The following is a 21,159-nucleotide window of genomic DNA, read 5'->3' on the forward strand; positions in this document are numbered from 1 at the left end:
GGCGACGGAGTGGCCCGGGGCTACCTGAACCGCCCGGAATTGACAGCGGAGCGGTTTGTGGAGAATCCCTTGGTGCCGGGAGAGCGTCTGTACCGGAGCGGGGATCTGGTCCGGTGGTCGCCGGAGGGAGAGCTGGAGTACCTGGGACGGATCGACGAACAGGTGAAGATCCGGGGTCACCGCATCGAACTGGGAGAGATCGAGTCGCGTCTGTTGGAACACCCCTCAGTGGAGGAGGCGGTGCTGGTGGCCCGTCGGGATGAAGCGGGTCACTCCTTCCTGGCGGCGTATCTGACGGGACAATCTGTGGCGGATGCCGACCTGCGGCGTCATCTGAGCGAAACCCTTCCGGAGTACATGGTGCCCTCCTCCTTCACCTTTTTGGAGGCGCTGCCCCTCACCCCGAACGGAAAAGTGGACAAAAGGGCGTTGCCGGAACCGGTGACCCGGTCGGAGGAGCAAAGCTCCCCGGCGACGGAGACAGAACGGGCGTTGGCGAGGATCTGGGCAGAAGTGTTGGGGCGGGAAACCGGGGTGAACGAGCACTTCNGCGTATCTGACGGGACAATCTGTGGCGGATGCCGACCTGCGGCGTCATCTGAGCGAAACCCTTCCGGAGTACATGGTGCCCTCCTCCTTCATCTTTTTGGAGGCGCTGCCCCTCACCCCGAACGGAAAAGTGGACAAACGGGCGTTGCCGGAACCGGCGACCCGGTCGGAGGAGCAAAGCTCCCCGGCGACGGAGACAGAACGGGCGTTGGCGAGGATCTGGGCAGAAGTGTTGGGGCGGGAAACCGGGGTGAACGAGCACTTCTTTGAAGTGGGAGGCCATTCCCTCAAGGCGATGGTGTTGACCGCCCGGATCCATAAGGAACTGGGGAAGGAAGTGCCGTTGTCCGAAGTGTTTGCCCGGCCGACGATCCGGGAGATGGCGGCGTGGATGGACGATCAGGAGCAGCGGGTCGCTTCCGAGATCCGGCCGGTGGGCGAACGGGAGCACTACCCCGTCTCTGCCGCCCAGCGCCGGATGTATATCGCTCAGCAATTGGAAGGGGAGCAAGGGGTCAGCTACAATGTACCGCTGGTGATCGAAATGATCGGAGAGTTGGATGCTGATCGCCTGGAAGCGGTTTTTCGCCGGTTGATTGATCGGCACGAATCCCTCCGTACATCCTTTCACCAAGAAGATGGAGAACTTGTACAGCGGGTTCATCCATCCGTGGATTGGAGCATGGAACGGGTGAAGGCGAAAAGCAGGGAAGAAGTCGACCGGAAGTTGCAGCAGTTCATCCGTCCCTTTGACCTTGCCGAAGCCCCGTTGATCCGGGTGGTTCTGATCCAAAGAGAGTCCAAAAAGCATGTCCTGTACGTAGATCTTCACCATATTATCTCCGATGGGGTTTCCACCGATGTGATACTTCGGGATGTGATTTTGCTTTATAAAGGGGAAGAATTGCTGCCGGTGAAGATTCAGTACAAGGACTTTGCCTGTTGGGAAAAGGAACGGCCTTCGGAAATCGATCAGCAGGGTGCCCATTACTGGAAAAAGCAGTTCAGTGACGGAGTACCGGTATTGGAGCTGCCAACAGACTTCTCTCGCCCGCCCATTCAAAGTCATAAAGGAAGGACCCTCCCTTTTACGGTCCCGGCGAATTTGATGAAACAGGTTTATGAACTGGGACAAGAGGAACAAAGTACGTTGTTTATGACACTGTTGGCAGCTTATAATGTGTTGCTGTTCCGTTATACCGCACAGGAAGATATTGTTGTTGGAACTCCTGTTGCCGGCAGGCCCCATGCGGATTTGGAAGAGACAGTCGGTGTGTTCATCAATATTTTGCCTCTTCGCAACTATCCTTTGAAACATCTGACGTTCCGGGAATTTTTGCGCAAGGTTAAGGAGCGGGTGTTGGGTGCGTATGAACATGCCGATTACTCTTTTCACCGGTTGGTGGAAAATCTGGAACTGGAGCGGGATCTCAGTCGTCACCCTCTCTTTGACACCATGTTGAACCTGCAGAATTTTTCCATATCCGAAGAGGAAATTCCCGGTCTGCTCTTCCGCCGTTTTGAATGGAATTATCCCAATGCCAAGTATGATCTGAATTGGGATCTGGCGGAGTTGGAGGACGGATCTTTAATGGGGGGCGTGGAGTACAGCACTGATCTGTTTCAAGAACGGACAATTGAACGGATGATCGGGCACTTCCTTCATGTATTGGAACAAGTGACAACAGATCCGGATCGGCGGCTGGATATGATCGAATTGACGACAAAACAGGAAAAGGAAGAGATTTTGAACCGTTTCAACGACACATCCACTCCCTATCCGGACTGCCATTTGTTACACCAATTGTTTGAAGAACAGGTGGAGAAAACACCGAAACTGCCTGCAGTGATATTTGAGAACCGGCGGTTGACCTATGAAGAGTTGAATGAGCAGGCCAATCGACTGGCCCACACCCTGCGGGATCAGGGTGTACGGCGCGGAGACTTGGTGGGTTTGCTGTTGGACCGGTCGCCGGAGATGATTGTCGGGATCCTGGGAGTTTTGAAATCCGGGGGAGCATACGTTCCGATCGATCCTGGATATCCGGGGGAACGTAAGCGCTATATGCTGGAAGACAGCGGAGTGCAACACTTGGTTGTCAATCGAGAAGACGATGTGCCGACGGGATATGACGGGGTATGGCTATCCTTGCCTGCAGAGAGTGGCTCCGTTCCCAAAACAAATCCGGTATGGGTGAATGATCCGGATGATCTCGCATACGTGATATACACTTCGGGATCAACCGGCAAGCCGAAGGGTGTGATGGTCGACCACAGGAGTGTATGTAATCTGTATTTGATGGCAGATACATACGGAATCCGGGAGGGGACAAGGGTTCTGCAACTTGCCTCTTACAGCTTTGATGCGTCCGTCGGGGACATCTTCCACACTTTACTGAGTGGCGCGACGCTTTACCTTTCCACACGGGAACAATTGTCTTCGGGACGAGAATTTGTTGATTGGCTGAGATCCAATCGGATTGAAACCATTCCTTTTATTCCGCCCTCTGTATTAAAAACACTTCCACTGGAGGATTTGCCCGATCTCCATACGATCAGTCCCAGTGGAGAATCTCTTCCGCTGGATCTGATCGGGACGTGGGGGCGGGAGCGGACCTTTATCAATGCCTATGGACCTACAGAAACCGTTGTGGATGCCACAGTGCATATTTGTGAACCGCAAATGGACAAGTCAATCATTGGTAAACCGATTCCAAACAAAAAGGTTTATGTAGTGAACGAAAATGGACAATTGCAGCCAGTGGGGGTTCCGGGGGAATTGTGGATCGGGGGAATCGGGGTGGCCCGCGGTTATCTCAATCGTCCCGAACTGACACGTGAGCGGTTTGTCACTGCACCGTTTGCTCCCGGAGAGCGTCTGTACCGGAGCGGGGATTTGGTCCGGTGGTTGCCTGACGGGTCATTGGAATATAAGGGGCGGATGGATGATCAGGTCAAAATTCGGGGCCACCGCATCGAACTGGGAGAGATTGAGGCGCGTCTGTTACAGCACCCTGCGGTCCGGGAAGCAGTTGTGGTCTCACGCCAAGACGATGAAGGAATGGCTTATTTGGCGGCCTACTTTACATCTGATAGCCAGTGGACTTCGGAAGAGTTAAGAGTTTTTTTGGCCCGGGAGCTACCTGAATACATGCTTCCGTCCAGGTTTATGGAATTGATGGATTTGCCGTTGAATCCGAACGGAAAAGTGGATAAACATGCTTTGCCGGAACCCCCTGTACCGGAAACAGGGACGGCCAATTACATTCCTCCCAGAAATGAAATGGAGCAATTGCTGGCCGACATCTGGCAGGATATTCTCAGGATCGAAAAGGTCGGAATCCGGGACAACTTTTTTGAACTGGGGGGCGATTCGATCAAGGCGATCCAAATCGCCGCCCGACTGCATGAACAACAGTTACGGTTTGAGATGAAAGACTTGTTCCGTCATCCGACGATCGCCGAGCTGGCCCCGCTGACCCGGCGGCTGGAAGTGAAGCGGGAGCAGGGTCCAATGGAAGGGGAAGTCCCGCTCACCCCGATTCAGCACTGGTTTTTTGAGCAACCGCTCGAGGCGCCGCACCACTACAACCAGTCCATGATGCTCTACCGGGCGGAAGGTTGGGATCCGTCCCGGGTCGAGGCGGCCTTTGAACGGCTGGTGGAACATCACGATGCCCTGCGGATGATCTATGAGCTGGAAGGGGAAAGAGTGCGTCAACGGTGCCGGGGGTTGGAGGAAGGTCCCTTTTTCACCCTGGATTGTGTCGATGTGCGGGGAGAGGTCGATCCGGCAGGACGAATCGAGGAAACCGCCGAGGGGTTGCAGGCGGGCCTGGATTTGGAAAAAGGCCCGCTGGTGCGATTGGGCCTGTTTGCCACCGATGAGGGGGATCATCTGTTGATCGTGATCCATCACCTGGTGGTGGACGGGGTATCCTGGCGGATTCTGTTGGAGGATTTGGAGACGCTGTACGGGGGCGGAGTTCTTCCGGAGAAGACAAGCTCCTACCGGGAGTGGGCCGAGGGACTGATCCGGTACGGGGAGAGTCGGGAGGCGGCGAAGGAAGAAGTATACTGGCAGGAAGTGGAACAGCAGGAGATCCCGTCTATGCCCCGAGACAGGGAAAGCCGGGAGGTGCACCGGTTCGGCAACAGTCGGACCGAAGTGGTGACACTGGATGAGGTGACGACCTNGTGGAACAGCAGGAGATCCCGTCTCTGCCCCGAGACAGGGAAAGCCGGGAGGTGCACCGGTTCGGCAACAGTCGGACCGAAGTGGTGACACTGGATGAGGCGACGACCTCCCAATTGCTCACTGAGGCGCACCAAGCCTACCGGACGGAGATCAATGATCTGTTGTTGGCGGCGTTGTCCCTAGCGATCCGGGAATGGAGCGGAGCGGATCAGGTGGCGATCCATCTGGAAGGGCACGGTCGGGAGGAGATTCTGCCGGAGGTGGACCTGACCCGGACAGTGGGCTGGTTCACGTCGATCTATCCGGTGGTGCTGCCGGTCCGGACGGAAAATCCGGGGACAGTGATCAAGGAAGTGAAGGAGACTTTGCGCCGGGTGCCCCATAAAGGGGTGGGGTATGGAGTCCGGCGGTATCTGCAGGGGAAGAGAGGGAAACTCCAACCCGGGATCAGCTTCAACTACCTGGGACAATTTGATCAGACAGGTGCCGATGCATCCAGTCTGCCCACGGGAACTCCGGTTTCTTTACGCAACCGCCGCGCACACGATATTGAAATCACCGGAGTGATTCGGAATGGGCGGTTGCACTTTTTGGTGGACTATTCCTGTTATTGGGAAGCCGAAACGATCAAACGATGGATGGAAAAGTTCCTTCAACATCTCCTTCGGCTGACAGAGCACTGTCTAAAAAAGGATACATCAGAACGGACACCCAGCGATTTCAGCATGAAAAATATGACAATGGAAGATTTGGAAGACGTATTCTCCACATTGAAAAATCTTTAATTGTACTCGTTTGAACTTCGAGGGGGGTTGTTTGGTCATGTTTGATCCCGAGCAGGTAAAAGATATTTATCCGCTTTCCCCCATGCAGAAGGGGATGTTGTACCACGATCTCCGTGAGGGGGATCGATCCCTCTACTTTGAACAACTGGATTTTAAGGTTGAGGGTGTGCTCGATTGCAGTTTGTTGGAACAGAGTTTAAATGGCTTGATTCAAAGGCATGAAGTGTTGCGTACACTGTTTCTTCACCAGAAAATGCGGCAACCGGTGCAGGTGGTTATGAAAGAAAGGACGGGGCGGGTTCACTATGTGGATCTGCAATCTTTTCCCCCCGAGGAACAGGAACAGCGACTGGAAGAAATCAAGAGAGAAGACCGGGAGAGAGGATTTGACCTCTCCCGGGACTTGCTCTTTCGACTGACATTGGTCCAATTNTCAGCCGGTGGGCGAACGGGAGCACTACCCTGTCTCTGCCGCCCAGCGCCGGATGTATATTGCTCAGCAATTAGCCGGTGAAGCAGAAGGAACCGTTTACAACATTCCGGTAATATTGGAAGTGATCGGAGAGTTGGATGCTGATCGCCTGGAAGCGGCTTTTCGCCGGTTGATTGATCGGCACGAATCCCTCCGCACGTCCTTCCATATGGATGAAGAGGATCCCGTACAGCGGGTTCATCCATCCGTAGACTGGAGTATGGAACGGGTGAAGGTGAAAAGCAGGGAAGAAGTCGACCGGAAGTTGCAGCAGTTCATCCGTCCCTTTGACCTTGCCGAAGCCCCGTTGATCCGGGCGGTTCTGATCCAAAGAGAGCCCGAAAAGCATGTTTTATGTGTGGATTTGCACCATATCATCTCCGATGGGGTTTCAATCAATCTTCTTACAGCGGATTTATTTGCTGAATACCAGGGAAAGGAAAACCCGCTCCCACCGATTCAGTACAAAGATTATGCTGTATGGCAACAAACGGATGAGCAACAGTCCCGCCTCGAAAAAAGCAAACAGTATTGGTTGAATCAGATGGAAGGCGAACTTCAGGTGTTGGAATTTCCCACCGATTACTTACGCCCCCCTGTTCAATCATTTGTGGGTGGATCCATTTCCATTGAGTCTGATCCTGACCTGTTGGAAGATTTACAGCGGTTGTCCAAGGAAGAAAAGGTTACACCCTTCAGTATTCTGATGGCAGTCTATATGGTCTTTCTTCACAAATCCAGTGGTCAAAGTGATCTGATCGTCGGCACCCCGGTTTCCGGGCGCAGTCATCCGGATTTGGAACGGGTCATCGGTATGTTTGTAAACACCTTGGCGATCCGGGCCAAGATTCATAAGGATCAGCCGTTTCGTCAGTTTTTTCATCAAGTGGCTGACAGTTTGTTACAAGCCCAAAAATACAGTGATTATCCCTTTGAAGAACTGGTGAACGATCTGAATCTGGAACGGGATCTGAGCAGGCATCCTTTGTTTGACACCATGTTTGCGATGCAAAATATGGATACGATGAACCCGGTGCTGCCGGATCTCTCTCTCCTGACCTGGGAACAGGAAAGCACCAACACCAAGTTTGATATGACCTGGGCTGCAGTGGAAGGAGAGACGTTGCAGTTGACAGTGGAATACAGTACCGACTTGTTTCGGCGTGACACTGTCAAACGAATGTTGGACCAGTACCTCCATCTCCTGGAGCAGATTGTATCCGATCCGGATCTGTCCATTTCACAGCTGGAGTTGATAACTCCATCAGAAAAAGCACAAGTTTGGAAGTGGGTGGAGGGGGAATCAGTGGAACCCCCGGGACAAAGAATTATAGAGCTGTTTGAGCGGCAGGCGGGACGCATTCCTGAAAAGAAAGCATTGATCACGGCGGATCGAAGCATGACCTACCGGGAGCTTAACGAAACTGCCAATCGGCTGGCTCATGCCTTGCAGCGGGAGGGTGTGGGTCCAGGTGTGAGAGCGGCGTTGTATATGAAACAGTCTTGTGATTACGTGGTGGGGGCCTTGGCTGTACTGAAAGCCGGTGCAGCATTTGTTCCAATTGATCCCGCTTATCCGAAGGAGCGTAGCCAGTATATGCTGACGGACAGTGGAGCACAGGTGGTGTTGGTGTCCGAACCCGGATCCGCTCCGTCGGGAACTCTTCGGGAAATGGTAGTGTCCGACCCACAATATCTTGATGAGCCGAAGGAAAATCCGATGAACCGGATTGAACCGGAAGATGTGGCCTATGTGATCTACACTTCCGGATCCACCGGAAAACCCAAAGGAGTGGTCGTGGAGCACAGGGGATTGGAGAATTTATGTTCTTGGCACCTCCGTACTTTCGGTATTAACAAGGAAGACAGGATGAGCAAACTGGCAGGGGTTGGATTCGATGCTTCCGTGTGGGAGGTTTTTCCTTGCCTGATCGCCGGGGCTCAACTTCATCTGATCGATGACCAGGTGCGGATGGATCCGGTCCAACTGAATCGAAACCTGGAAGAACAAGGGATCACAGTCGCCTTTATGCCGACTCAATTGGCTGAGGCATTCATGGAGGAGACGAACCGATCACTCCGTTTATTATTGACAGGGGGAGATCAGCTTCGCAAAGTTCCACCCGTTCCCTATACGGTGGTTAACAATTATGGCCCGACAGAGTGTTCCGTGGTTGCCTCAAGTGGGAGAGTGACTGCGAAGGATCCGGTTGTGTCGATTGGACGTCCCATCGACAACACGCGAATTTATGTCATGAACAGCGATGGTCAAATCCAACCGGTCGGAATACCTGGAGAGTTGTATATCTCCGGCGCTGGGGTGGCCAAAGGTTACCATCAGATGGCGGACCTTACAGCGGAGCAGTTTCTAGTGGATCCGTTTATTGAAGGAGAACGGATGTACAAAACTGGGGATCTGGCTCGGTGGTTGCCAAATGGAGATTTGGAATATATCGGTCGGGTGGATGATCAAGTACAAATCCGTGGTTTTCGGGTTGAACCGGCTGAGGTGGAAAAGCGGATTTTGGAGCTTCCGGAGGTGGATGAGGCCGTCGTCATACGAACAGACGAAAGCGATGCTGAGCTTATTGCTTATGTGACCGGGAAAAATGTGCAGACGGAGTTGATATTTAGCCAGCTTGTGGATCGGTTGCCCGATTACATGATACCTTCCCGGATCATGAGGTTGGATCGACTCCCTCTGACTCCCAACGGAAAAGTGGACAAGCGACGTCTTCCGGAACCGGATCCAGTACTCCCATCTTCCCGTGAGCCTGTTGGAGCCACGGAAAAATTGGTGGCCCGCATCATGGAAGAGGTTCTAGGAGTAGAGTCGATTGGTGCGGAGGATCATTTTTTCCATATCGGTGGTCATTCCCTCAAAGCGGCTCGACTGGTTGCGAAAATAAACAAAGCGACGGGGACGGAAATTTCAATCCGTGATGTATTCCAGTATCCGACAGTGTCTCAATTGGCTCGGCGCATTTCCTGCAGGAAAGATCGAGAGGAAAATCAGTTGCACGGGTTCAGCCGGTCGGATCGTTCCGGACCGATTCCTGCATCCTCCGCTCAAAAGCGCATGTACATCATGCAGCAAATGGGGAATCCCGACGCAACCCACTACAATATTCCCCTGGTCTTTAGAATCCGCGGAAACCTGAATCGGTCCAAGTTGGAGCAATCGTTTCAGTTTCTGCTGCAACGTCATGAAATACTTCGTACATCTTTTCACCTGGCTGAAGGTGAGTTGGTGCAACAGGTACATGAGGGAATCCAGTGGCGGATGGAGAAGCAACAAGCGGCTGAATCTGAAATTCCCGGTATAATAGAGAAGTTTATTCGCCCTTTTCGTTTGGATGAGGCACCGCTATTCCGTGCCCGGTTAGTCCGTATTGACCGTGAGGATCATTTGTTGATGACTGATGTGCATCATATTGCCGCAGACGGAGTCTCTGTCAATCTGTTGTTGACTGAGCTGTTTGCCTTTTACCGGGATGAGATTCCGGAATCTCCAAAACTTCAGTATGGGGACTTTGCTCTCTTTCAGCAAACGGACACCTGGAAAAGACGGATGGAAACCCAGGAAGAATATTGGATCAACCTTCATCAACAAACGGGTCCCGCTGTGGAAATTCCAACTGATTACCCCCGAAGATCATCCCGAAGGACTGTGGGGGAAATGTTGGAAGTCGCCATCCCGCCGAAGCTGTCCGAGAGTGTCCGTCACATGGCGCAGGAGATGAATGTCACCCAATATATGTTGTTGTTGGCTGCGTACAAACTTTTCCTGCACAAGATGACAGATGCTGAAGAGGTGGTTGTGGGGATGCCGGTGGACGGTCGCCCCTATTCTGATTTGGAACAGACTGTGGGTATGTTTGTCAATACATTGGCACTTCGGACACGGATTGATAAAGGGGAATCGTTCCGTTCATTGGTACGGAATGTCCGGGAGCATTTGCTGGATGCGTATGAAAATGGAGATTATCCATTTGATCAGTTGGTGGAACGACTGGGTTTGTCCCGGTCCACCCGTCGGCATCCTCTGTTTGACACCATGTTTATGCTGCAAAATATGGAGATGGATTCAATTGAGGTCTCCGGTCTGTCGATTTCCGCTCACCCATGGAGCTGGAATCACTCTAAATTTGATATGACATGGTCCATAGTGGAAACCGACGGATTTCAACTTTCCGTGGAATACAGTACGGAGTTGTTTCAGAGAGAAACCATACACCGGATGATCAACCGTTATCTCCATATATTGAAACAGGTGGTTTCGGAGCCGGATGGTCTGTTGGAGACAGTGGAATTGATCACAGAAGAAGAAAAGGAAGAGATTCTCCATCAATTTAACAACACGGCTCAACCATACCCGGATCAGCACACGATACACCAGCTTTTCGAAGAACAAGTGCAGCAGACACCGGAACAACCTGCAGTGGTGTTTTCCAAACAGCGACTGACATATCGGGAATTGAACGAGCGCTCCAATCGGTTGGCTCACACTCTGCGGGGACGGGGGGTTGGTCGGAACGATTTGGTTGGCTTGTTGACAGGGCGTTCACCGGAGTTGATCATCGGAATGTTGGGGATTCTCAAATCCGGTGGTGCATACGTCCCAATTGATCCGGATTACCCGAGTGAACGTGTTCGGTATATGTTGCGAGACAGTGGAATCCGACATCTGATTGTGGATCGGGTGGAACATGTGCCCCCGGATTATGACGGGGAATGGATCTTGACGACTGAGGAATCGACGGCAACACCGGCAACTAACCCGGAAAGGGTGAATCATCCGGATGATCTGGCTTATGTAATCTATACATCCGGATCAACAGGAGAGCCGAAAGGTGTGATGATCACTCACCGGGGTGTGTGCAATCTGCATGTCATGGCAGAGGCGTATGGAATCCAGAGAGGGACCAGAGTGTTGCAGTTTGCTTCCCCCAGCTTTGATGCAGCGGTAGAGGAGGTTTTTCACACTCTTTTAAACGGTGGAACATTGTATCTTCGCACCTCCGGCATGTTAACGGATCCGGAAGGGTTTCTTGATGAACTGGAGGCTCTTGGGATTGAGACGGTGACGTTGCCTCCGTCCCTGTTACAGATCTTGCCGCAACGGTCATTACCCTCTCTTCGCACACTGATCTCTGCCGGTGAAGCATTATCCCCCGATGTTGCAGAACGGTGGGGTCGAAACAGACGGCTGATCAATGCTTATGGCCCGACAGAGGCAACGGTTTGTACGACGATGGGACCTGTGAGACCGGGAGAGAGAATTCGGATCGGCACTCCGGTGGCGAATAAATGGGTCTATATTCTGAATCGTTTCGGTCAACTGCAACCGACGGGTGTTCCCGGAGAATTATGCATCGGCGGGGAGGGTTTGGCCCGGGGATACTTGGGGCGGTTTGAGCTGACCAGGGAAAAGTTTGTGGATAATCCCTTTGGCCCCGGTAAAATGTATCGGACCGGTGATCGGGCAAGATGGTTGGCCGATGGAAACATCGAATATCTGGGCAGAATGGATGAACAGGTAAAAATACGCGGTCACCGTGTTGAGCCGGAGGAAATCAGGTATCATTTGCAGGAACACCCGTCAGTAAAACAAGCAGTTGTGGTGCCTTGGAAGGATGGAGAAGAATGTTACTTGGCTGCCTATGTGGTGCCCCTTGGGGAGGGGAAAGCAGATACAGAGCAATGGCGGCAATTTCTCAAGGGACGCTTGCCGGACTACATGATTCCGTCTTTTTTTCGACAAATGGAGTCCTTGCCCATATCGCCCAACGGAAAACTGTTGAAACAAGCGTTGCCGAACCCCAGATGGGAGGAAGGTGTGGAAAAGTCCCCACTCCAAGGATGGGAGAGGGAAGTGGCAACAATATACGAGGAAGTTCTCGGTCAAGGGAATTTGGGTCCGGATGCCCACTTTTTTGAGTGTGGGGGGCATTCTCTCAAGGGTCTGGAGCTTGCGCTCCATTTGAACAGGAAATTTGGGTTGCATTTGACCCTCCAGGATGTCTATATGTATCCAAGGATCAGAGAGATGGCGCAACGGATACGCGGACGAAAACAGTCGGATGATACCGTCACCCCGGTATTTGATCTGGAGAAGTTGCAGGGAAGACTGACTTCACTGCCCCAACAGGATCGATTACCGCCTTATGCGGACCCGGAAAAATTCGAGGAAGAAACACTTTGGATGGGTTCCGGTGGAATTCAGGTGCCGGCTACGTTGACATATCCAAAGGGAGCGGGTCCGTTTCCTGCTGTGATCCTGGTCCCCGGGGATGGGGAACAAGACCGGGATGCCAGTCTCTTTGCCCAAAAACCATTTCGTGATCTGGCTGTGGGACTGGCTGCGGAGGGTTTTGTGGTAATCCGGTATGAAAAGAGGACTAAGAAGGCAATCTTCGGAACAGATTACACGATCCAAGATGAATTTGTGCCGGATGCATTGGAAGCATTGGATTTGTTGCATCAACATGGGAAAGTGGATGGGAATTCCATTTTCCTTGTAGGCCATTGCCGGGGAGGGTGGATGATCCCGGAAATTGTGCAATGCGCAGGAAAACAACGGGTGGCGGGGGCTGTTTTGTTGTCTGCTCCGGATCCCTGTCTGGATGGAGTGGAAATGTTATATCGCAAAGCGTTGCCCGGAGTTGGAGATGAAGAGATGGCACAGATTCGGAGTGAACTGGATCAGCTGGAAAATCCCCGCTTGAAAAAAGAAGAATTCAGGCTGGCCCCCGGATTGAAATGGTGGAGAAGTCTCAAAGGATACAAACCCGTCCAGTTCATGGAAGGACTCCGGATTCCTTTGCTGATTATGCAAGGGGGACGGGATCTGAATGTGGACTTCAGAGACTTTGAAATGTGGAAAGAATTGATGGGAGACAAGGACTGGGTCCGGTACCGTTACTATCCACGTCTCAATCATGCTTATGTTGAGGGAGAGGGTTCGCCTTCCATTGAGGAGTACTTGCATCCGGGTCATATTCCGAAAGAGGTGATTTCAGATCTTGCCAAATGGATGAACCGTTCTGCAGTTTTCCGCCATGAATTGTCAATCGATTTGACATAAACTAAAACCGGACCTTTCATGGGTCCGGTTTTTTGGCCCCGATGGGGGAGAGTGGTCGGATTCCAGGTATGTTGATATGGGAAACGGGTGTTGTGTTTGCTGCGCCAATCGTGCTGGTGAGGATAAGGATGGTGGGAGGGCATGATCTCTTGCTAAAAGTGCATCGTATGGTGAGGCCGGGAACCAAGTGATTCCGGCGAAACTTGTGCTTCCCTGAGTGTAAAGAAGAGTCAAAGTTCCATCATCCTGATTCTTCCACTTGCTGAAATATGGATAACCAACAGCCCTGACCCTGTTTCAATCTCTGAGATGGAAATGCATTAAATTGGGTAAATCAAAATACTCAATCACGTGAAAGAGCGGTTTTCCCTGATGTAATATGTGATAGCCTTTCTTAGGGTACATTGTGGAGGAGAGGGGAACGATTTCGTGGAAATCATCCATTTCTTCACTGGTGACGGTTGTTAATTCAACAAATTCCCTGCGGGTATCGTACTCATGGATAATCTTCCCGATCGGAAAACGCTTGGCTCTCAATTCATTTGCTATGTAATCAGGCATACAGCTCATGTCTGCATAGACCACATTGTAGGATAAATAACGACCGTTTAACATCAAACTGGACAGGCGTTTAAGGAAGGGGCCTTCGCTGGTAAAAGGAACATGATCCGGAAGTTCGGAGAAAGAGAGAAGTGAGTGTCGAAAAACATGGATTTCAACCTGTTGGTGTACGAGAATTTCAATCATGCGTGTCGTCGTACCATCTGAATATAGTAGAAGATCCTGAATCATCCCTTGAGCCAAGCGTTCTCCTCTGATGGGTGCTTGTGACATTTCGCCACCTCTTTTATGTTAAACTTGCGTACAAATCCATTATAATGAAAACTAAGCCGATTTGACACAAAATTTCGCAATATAAATCAGGCGAAATGGATCGTCAATGTTGGGTCCGGGCAGATCTTACCGAAGCGTCTTGCCATGATCCGGGGGGATAGAAAAATTGGCGGAATTTCTGAATTGGAACGATTTCGAGGAGGAAAGACAGAAATGTCTGCGGAAGAAGTAATATGGGATACCATGAATGAACCAAATCAATCTCTTTTTATTGTCTTATGTAAACCATGGGTAAATCCAATATCGGCGGTGATAATATGGGTAATTTTACAAATCGATGGATATGGAATCCAAAACCCAATCCCCATTCCAAATTACAACTGTTTTGCTTTCCCTATGCAGGTGGGGGAATTTCCTCTTTTGGAGATTGGATGAAACGCTTGTCCTCAGTGGTCGATTTCTGTGTTATTCAGTATCCGGGCAGGGGGTCCAGGATTCATGAACAGGCGTTCACTTCATTGGATCCTTTGATTGAGGAACTTACTGAAGCCATTTTGCCCAGTTTGGATCGACCATTTATATTTTTTGGTCACAGCATGGGGGCTTTGGTTAGCTTTGAATTGACCCACTCTCTGTTGAGAAAACATGGGATCACACCGAATCACCTGGTTCTGTCCGGTCATAATGCTCCACAACTTCCTCGGGATCTTCCGGATATCTGGCAATGCCCGGATGACGAATTTATTGAACATATTCGGTCGTGGAATGGAATACCTGATGAAATTTGGTCGAATCAGGAGATGGTTGATATCATCCTCCCTGTTCTAAGGGCAGATGTCACTTTGTGTGAAACTTATTTGTATACAGAAAGAGAGAGTCTGCCTTGTCCCATCACCATATTTGGTGGGGAGAGTGATCCTCTGGTCTCGAGGGAAAATTTGGAGAAGTGGGATATACACACGTCTGGTTCGTTTGAGATAGAGATATTTCCCGGCGATCATTTTTTTATTCATCAAAATGAAGAGATGGTACTTAATAGCTTGCAAAGATTGATAAAATCCGGGGAACGGTCCATCGATCAATCCAAGGACCAAAGCAGTAATTTTTATGCATGGTCATCAAAGAAAGCATAGGTGATACGGATGAGCCATCTGGAAACGTATTGGGTGGCCGTACCTGACTGGGTTTCCCCTGATCTTCTCACCGAATATCGCTCATTTCTTGATCCGGAGGAACAACAAACCTATGATCGATACCGCGTCGATTTCAAAAAAATTGAGTTTCTCACAGGAAGAGTCCTGTTGAAAAAACTGTTGGGTCACAAGTTGAGACTTCCATCTGAAGAGATCCGCTTTGTCCGGAATGATTACGGCAAGCTTTTTCTGCAAACAGAACGGCAACCGGAATTGTTTTTTAATCTCACCCATACCGATCGCCTGATCGCCTGTGTTTTGTCCTCTTGGGATGGAGTCGGGATCGACATGGAGCGGATCAAAAGAGCACCTTATGAAGTGATGGACCAGGTTTTTCTGCCGGAAGAGATTGACTGGATTCAATCCCAACCCACCCCGAACATGAAAGAGAGGGCCTTTTTTCTCCTTTGGACACGAAAGGAAGCCGTTATGAAAGCGGAGGGTCTGGGCTTTTCACTGCCGCCAAAGACCTTTACAGTGCCCAGGACCTGGGGGGAAGTAACAGATCACCGGTACAAGTATTTTATCTCCCGGCTGTCTCTGCCCGAGTCTGATGCTCTTTGTTCCGTGGTGCTCACCCGTCACAAGTCTGTGGAGTCACATGGGCTCAGCTGCTCTTTTCATCGGCTGACGGTTGAACAATTGTACGGGTTGGAGCGTGGATAACCCAGCCTGTCCCTTGATTTTCAACGGTTTTCCACCATCCCCGAAATCTTTCGGGGATGGTGGAGTGGTTTGCAAATGCTTTAAAAGGATGTATACTGGAGGTATTCCAAAGAACCGGAGGTATCCAAAAGACCGCGATGCGTTTCGACCGTTAAGACGTAACCAATCGGATACGGCGTCATTCTCTGCCCTGGGGCGGAACGGTCGGGACAGGTGTGCCCTTTTTCCGGGACTCCGATTAACATCGGTGGTTGGACGATGGAGCCGAGTGGTTTTTCCTGAGGGAAACCGGTGAGGCTTTCTTTGTCCCTGTTTTCAAATCCATTTACCAAACCAAGACCCTCTGCAATCCGGGGCGGAACCGGGACGGCGCCTGTGCTGTTCAGGTCACAGCAAACACGGAATGCGGAGGTTTTTTTATGTGGGTATTGAAGGCGGAGGGCTTGTTGAAAGAGTGGGACGGAAAAAGGATATTTGAAAAGGTGGATCTCGCGGTCCGGGAAGGGGAGCGGGTGGCTCTCATCGGTGCCAACGGGATCGGTAAAACCACTTTACTGGACTGTCTGATCGGAAGAACCACACCCGATGCGGGGAAAATCCACCGCCATGTGCCAGTCTCCCGGTGGGGGATGGTGGAGCAGCAACCTTCAGTTCCGAAAGGAATGTCGTTAAAGGACTGGATTCTCTCCGCCGACCCGAAGCGTTTCGACTTAAGGCGGGAGTTGGCCCGGTTGGAGAGGGAGTTGGCCGCTGGTTGCGGATCCGATTCCATACTCCGACGCTACAGCGAGATCCAAGGGGAGTATCAGATGTCGGGTGGATATGAATGGGAGTTGGAGGGGGAGAGAGTACTTCATCGCCTCGGTTTCCCTCCGGATCTGCAGAAGCTTCCCTACAGTCAGCTGAGCGGGGGGCAAAAGACCCGGGCCCGGCTGGCCCGGGTGATGGTGGGACAGCCTTCCTTCCTTTTGTTGGATGAGCCGACCAACCACTTGGACTGGGAAACCCTGGACTGGCTGACAGAGTGGTTGGCCGGATTTCCGGGGGCTTGTCTGATTGTTTCCCACGATCGGGCCTGGATTGATCAGGTGGCCCACACCACAGTGGAACTGACAGCGGAAGGAACTCGAGCTTTCAAAGGTGGCTACTCCGACTTCATTAGGCAGCGGGAGCGGGAACAGAAGGAGCAGAAGGCACTTTACAGGAAGCAACAGCAGGAAAAGAAGAGGCTGGAGGAGGCGATCCGTCGCTACAGTGACTGGTTCCGACAAGCCCATGCCGCCGCCGGGGAGCGAAACCCCTTTTACAAAAAGAAGGCCAACAAACACCAGACTCGGTTGAAAGCCAAGGTGCAGGCATTGAAGCGCCTGGAAGCGAAACAGGTGGAGAGGCCCGGGGTTGCTCCCCGGATCCAGGCGAACCTCGGCGGTGAGGCGTTGGCGGCCCGCCGGTTGATGCAAATGGAGGGGGTCGGCTTTTCCTATGGAGAGCAACCAGTGTTCCAGGGGATGGATCTGACCCTTTCCAGGGGGGACCGGCTGGCGGTGATCGGTCCCAACGGCAGTGGGAAGAGCACTCTGTTGAAGCTGATCATCGGTGAACTTGCGCCCACAGAGGGGCGGGTGAACCGGCATCCCGCACTTCGAATCGGTTATTTCGCCCAAGAGCTGGAGGGCCTGGAGCCGGAGCGGACGGTTCTGGAAAGCCTTCTTTCGCTTCCCGGCATGACGGCGGGGGAGGCACGGAAGGTGCTGGCTTCCTTCCTGTTCCGACGAGAGGATGTGCACAAACGGATCGGCGATCTCAGCATGGGGGAGCGGTGTCGGGTCGCCTTTGTCCATCTCTATTTCTCCGAGGCCAATCTGCTGGTACTGGATGAACCGACCAACCACCTGGATATCCCCACCAGGGAACGGATCGAGGAAGCTCTCCAACATTATCCCGGCACATTGGTGCTGGTCTCCCATGACCGGTATCTGCTGGATCGCATCTCCAACCGGGTGGTGGTGTTGAAAAAGGGTTCCGTGAAGGTCTGGCCGGGGGGATTTCAGGCATACCGGGAGCATCTTCGGGAACAGGCGGAACGTCCGGCCGATCCGGAGACGGATCAAAAGATCCGCACCTTGGAACTGGAACTGAGCCGTCTGATGGCCTCAGAGGAACCGGAAACAGAGGCGGACCGGGAGAGGCTGCATCGGCAGATCCGGGAGGTGAAAAAGTCGTTGGATGACCTTCGCTGAGGAGGGAGAAACCCAGCTTCCACGAGGGAAGCTGGGTTTGTTTAACCGGGTGACGGGAACACGATATCCATTACAATGATTTATTTTTGTATACGTTCATCATTCTCAGCTTTCCACGGGTTGAATCATAAGTTGACGGAGATGTGAAAGGGCAAGAAGCGTTGTGAAAAAGTAGTCACAGGGAGGGTTGGGGTGTCCGCGGAGTGCCTTTGGTTCGTCAGAACAACAAAACGTAGCGGAAAAACCAATCGATCTCCTTCAAACGCAGTAAATCACTATGTTGCCAGTTCGTCCGTCGATACACAGCTGTCTTTTTGTTCTTCGGTGATTTCGGCAGAGTGGGGTTGACCCGTGATAAAATACGGGTGTGTGAAACACGGAAAGTTGATTTGCCGAGGACAGGATTTTTGATCGACTCCAAAGAAAAGTGATGAAACTCTCCTATTTTTCAGCAATCCAATCATTTGGAGGCAATTGGAAACCAAAAGGAGGAGTCACACATGTGGGGAGAAAACCGGCTTACCCGGATGTTGGGTATTCGTTATCCTGTGATCCAGGCCGGGATGGCAGGGGGGGCTGCCATGCCGGAGCTGGTGGCGGCCGTCTCCGAAGCGGGGGGATTGGGAACGCTTGGCGCCGGTTATTTGTCGCCGGAGGAGATCCGGGAGGCGATCCGGGGGATCCGAAGTCGGACTGATCGTCCCTTTGCCGTCAACCTGTTGGTCACTCAGGAGCCGTCTCCCTCAGCCGAGGAGTTGCAACGGGGGAAGGAATTGCTGACACCGATTCTGCGGGAGACGGGGCTAAAACCTCGGGAGCCGGCCCGGTATGCTCCATCCTTTGAAGCGCAGATGGAGGTACTGGTGGAGGAGAAGATCCCTGCCTTCAGCTTCACCTTTGCCATCCCGGAACGGAAGTGGCTAAATCGGCTGAAGGACAACGGTACCATCCTGATCGGGACGGCCACCACGGTGCGGGAGGGAGAACTCTTGGAAGCGGCGGGGGTGGATCTGGTGACGGCCCAAGGGGCGGAAGCCGGTGGTCACCGGGGTACTTTTGCCGGAGCGTATGATCAGGGAATGGTCGGCACCATGGCTCTGGTTCCCCAGTTGGCGGATGGAATCGGGCTGCCGGTCATTGCCGCCGGCGGGATCATGGACGGGCGTGGATTGGCGGCGGCCCTGGCTTTGGGGGCTGAAGGGGTGCAGATGGGGACGGCTTTTCTCACCTGTACCGAGAGCGGGGCTCACGAGGTGCATCAGGCACAAATCCTGGAAGGAACTGAGGAGAACACGGTGGTGACACGGGCCTTTTCCGGGAAGCCGGCCCGGGGGATCCGCAACCGGTTTATTGACCAGCTGGCGGGACGGGAAGAGGAGATTCCGCCATATCCGGTGCAAAACGCTTTGACGAAAGAGATTCGGCAAGCCGCCGCCCGCAGAAAGGACCCGGAACAGATGAGCCTTTGGGCTGGACAGGGGCTACGTCTCTCCCGGAGGCAGGGAGCCGGGGAACTGGTCCACCGAGTTGTGGCCGAGGCAAAGACTATTTGGGGGCGATTTGCGGGCCTCAGGGGATCACCGGAATAGGCCTTTTTCAGCGCGAAAAGGGGCGTCATCGGCTTGAAACTGTGGTAGAGTGAAAAAAAAGAATTTTTTCGGAGGAGGCCGACAGTATGGTGGATGCACCCTCCCTTTTTCAAAAACAGAAGGCGTTTTTTCGCAGCGGGAAAACACGGGAGATGGATTTTCGCCGGGAAAGCCTGAAAAAGTTGCGGGAAGCGATTCAATCCCGGGAAGCGGACATCATGGCAGCGCTAAAACAGGATCTTAATAAATCGGAGCAGGAAGCTTTTGTCACTGAAATCGGTTATCTGGTTCAGGAAATCAGCTTCGTTACCAAACACATGAAGTTCTGGGCCCGGCCGCAAAAAGTGAAAACCGCTCTCACCCATGTGGGGTCCTCCGGCTATATCTACCCGGAACCGTATGGCGCTTCCTTAATCATCGCTCCCTGGAACTACCCGTTTATGTTGGCCCTCTCCCCATTGATCGGAGCGGTCGCCGCGGGCAACTGTGTGGTTCTCAAACCATCGGAGTTGACCCCTCATGTCTCGTCCCTGTTGGCAGATTTGATCGCAGATACCTTTGATCCCGATCATGTGACCGTGGTGGAGGGCAGTGCTGATACAAGTACCGAATTGTTGAAACAACCCTTTGATAAGATCTTTTTCACCGGAAGCCCTGGAGTGGGCCGGATTGTGATGGAAGCGGCAGCCAAACACTTGACTCCGGTCACCCTGGAGTTGGGAGGCAAAAGCCCGGCGATTGTGGACCAGGATGCCGACCTGTCCCTGGCCGCCAAGCGAATCGCCTGGGGGAAGTGGTTAAATGCAGGCCAAACCTGTGTCGCTCCGGACTACCTCTGGGTTCATGAGGAGATCAAAGAAGGTCTCATCCAGCAGATTCAAAAGGCGATCCGCCAATTTTACGGGGAAGACCCCCTGCAAAACCCCGATTACACCCGGATTGTGAATGAGAGGCACTTTCAACGCCTCACCGCTTATCTTCAAGAAGGTACTGCCATCCTTGGCGGAGAGACCGACCCGGAACATCTGAAGATCGCTCCCACCCTGCTGGATGGAGTGACATGGGAAGAATCAGTGATGAAGGATGAAATTTTCGGTCCGATTCTCCCGGTGTTGACTTTCCAGGATCTCTCCCAAGTGGTGGAGCGGGTGACGGCGCGGCCCAAACCGCTGGCTCTCTACTATTTTTCCAAAGACAGAGGAAAGCAGGAAGAGATTTTGCGTTCCATCTCCTTCGGTGGCGGATGTATCAATGACACCATCATGCACCTGGCGACCCCCTACCTCCCCTTTGGCGGTGTGGGTAACAGCGGGATTGGAAACTACCACGGCAAACACAGTTTCGACTGTTTCTCCCACCAGAAGAGCGTCCTGAAACAGACCGACAAGTTTGATCTTCCCTTCCGCTATCCCTCTAGCAAGAATGGATTGAGAGTACTCAGAAGGATCATGAAATAAAACAACCCGCCCCTGAATGGGGCGGGTTGCTGATTTAACTGCAGAAAGGGTTCAAATTTCCGTCTATTGGATCTTGACACGCTTTTTGC

General features: G+C 52.4%; 11 protein-coding genes and 1 pseudogene. 11 read left to right on the forward strand and 1 reads right to left on the reverse strand.

Features of this window, described 5'->3' with window-relative positions; genetic code table 11:
* The 5 genes and pseudogenes from IEV46_RS18700 to IEV46_RS14680 form a co-directional block, all read left to right on the forward strand.
* Positions 1-528, forward strand: a pseudogene (locus IEV46_RS18700) (AMP-binding enzyme); the annotation flags it as partial.
* Between the two features lie 94 nt (positions 529-622).
* Entirely contained in the window at positions 623-4,834 is a 4,212-nt protein-coding gene (locus tag IEV46_RS18180) for a non-ribosomal peptide synthetase (protein WP_444542868.1), read from the forward strand.
* Complete coding sequence (locus tag IEV46_RS18370) at positions 4,747-5,532, forward strand: condensation domain-containing protein (protein ID WP_188433297.1); 786 nt, start codon at positions 4,747-4,749, stop codon at positions 5,530-5,532. Before IEV46_RS18180 ends, IEV46_RS18370 begins: the two co-directional genes overlap by 88 nt.
* 37 nt (positions 5,533-5,569) lie before the next feature.
* Entirely contained in the window at positions 5,570-6,046 is a 477-nt protein-coding gene (locus IEV46_RS14675) for a condensation domain-containing protein (RefSeq protein WP_188433298.1), read from the forward strand.
* On the forward strand, positions 5,973-13,091 hold the full coding sequence (locus tag IEV46_RS14680; protein WP_188433299.1) for a non-ribosomal peptide synthetase: 7,119 nt from the start codon (positions 5,973-5,975) through the stop codon (positions 13,089-13,091). Before IEV46_RS14675 ends, IEV46_RS14680 begins: the two co-directional genes overlap by 74 nt.
* 297 nt (positions 13,092-13,388) lie before the next feature.
* Here IEV46_RS14680 and IEV46_RS14685 read toward each other — a convergent pair whose 3' ends face one another.
* Positions 13,389-13,925 carry a chorismate pyruvate-lyase family protein gene (locus tag IEV46_RS14685; protein ID WP_188433300.1) on the reverse strand — a complete coding sequence of 179 codons (537 nt, stop codon included), beginning with the start codon at positions 13,923-13,925 and terminating at the stop codon, positions 13,389-13,391.
* Between the two features lie 213 nt (positions 13,926-14,138).
* Between IEV46_RS14685 and IEV46_RS18185 the strand changes: the two genes are divergently transcribed.
* From IEV46_RS18185 to IEV46_RS14710, 6 genes are all read left to right on the forward strand, one after another.
* On the forward strand, positions 14,139-14,360 hold the full coding sequence (locus IEV46_RS18185; protein ID WP_229736145.1) for a hypothetical protein: 222 nt from the start codon (positions 14,139-14,141) through the stop codon (positions 14,358-14,360).
* Entirely contained in the window at positions 14,357-15,058 is a 702-nt protein-coding gene (locus tag IEV46_RS14690; RefSeq protein ID WP_229736147.1) for a thioesterase II family protein, read from the forward strand. Before IEV46_RS18185 ends, IEV46_RS14690 begins: the two co-directional genes overlap by 4 nt.
* 9 nt (positions 15,059-15,067) lie before the next feature.
* Positions 15,068-15,784, forward strand: a complete 717-nt coding sequence (locus IEV46_RS14695) for a 4'-phosphopantetheinyl transferase family protein (RefSeq protein ID WP_188433302.1) — start codon at positions 15,068-15,070, stop codon at positions 15,782-15,784.
* A 419-nt stretch (positions 15,785-16,203) separates the two neighbouring features.
* The gene (gene abc-f / locus IEV46_RS14700) at positions 16,204-18,024 is read left to right on the forward strand and encodes a ribosomal protection-like ABC-F family protein (RefSeq protein WP_188433303.1); all 1,821 of its coding nucleotides are present in this window, start codon (positions 16,204-16,206) and stop codon (positions 18,022-18,024) included.
* Between the two features lie 500 nt (positions 18,025-18,524).
* Entirely contained in the window at positions 18,525-19,613 is a 1,089-nt protein-coding gene (locus tag IEV46_RS14705) for an NAD(P)H-dependent flavin oxidoreductase (RefSeq protein WP_188433304.1), read from the forward strand.
* An 86-nt stretch (positions 19,614-19,699) separates the two neighbouring features.
* Positions 19,700-21,070, forward strand: a complete 1,371-nt coding sequence (locus tag IEV46_RS14710; protein ID WP_188433305.1) for an aldehyde dehydrogenase — start codon at positions 19,700-19,702, stop codon at positions 21,068-21,070.
* The last annotated feature ends 89 nt before the right edge of the window (positions 21,071-21,159 follow it).

The organism is Kroppenstedtia guangzhouensis, from assembly GCF_014637345.1.
Classification (GTDB): Bacteria; Bacillota; Bacilli; order Thermoactinomycetales; family DSM-45169; genus Kroppenstedtia; species Kroppenstedtia guangzhouensis.

Coding starts and splice junctions, on each gene's coding strand:
- IEV46_RS14685 (WP_188433300.1), bottom strand. CDS start 13,925: ATGTCACAAGCACCCATCAGAGGAGAACGCTTGGCTCAAGGGATGATT.
- IEV46_RS14695 (WP_188433302.1), top strand. CDS start 15,068: ATGAGCCATCTGGAAACGTATTGGGTGGCCGTACCTGACTGGGTTTCC.
- IEV46_RS14705 (WP_188433304.1), top strand. CDS start 18,525: ATGTGGGGAGAAAACCGGCTTACCCGGATGTTGGGTATTCGTTATCCT.
- abc-f (WP_188433303.1), top strand. CDS start 16,204: ATGTGGGTATTGAAGGCGGAGGGCTTGTTGAAAGAGTGGGACGGAAAA.
- IEV46_RS14690 (WP_229736147.1), top strand. CDS start 14,357: ATGAAACGCTTGTCCTCAGTGGTCGATTTCTGTGTTATTCAGTATCCG.
- IEV46_RS14710 (WP_188433305.1), top strand. CDS start 19,700: ATGGTGGATGCACCCTCCCTTTTTCAAAAACAGAAGGCGTTTTTTCGC.
- IEV46_RS18185 (WP_229736145.1), top strand. CDS start 14,139: ATGTCTGCGGAAGAAGTAATATGGGATACCATGAATGAACCAAATCAA.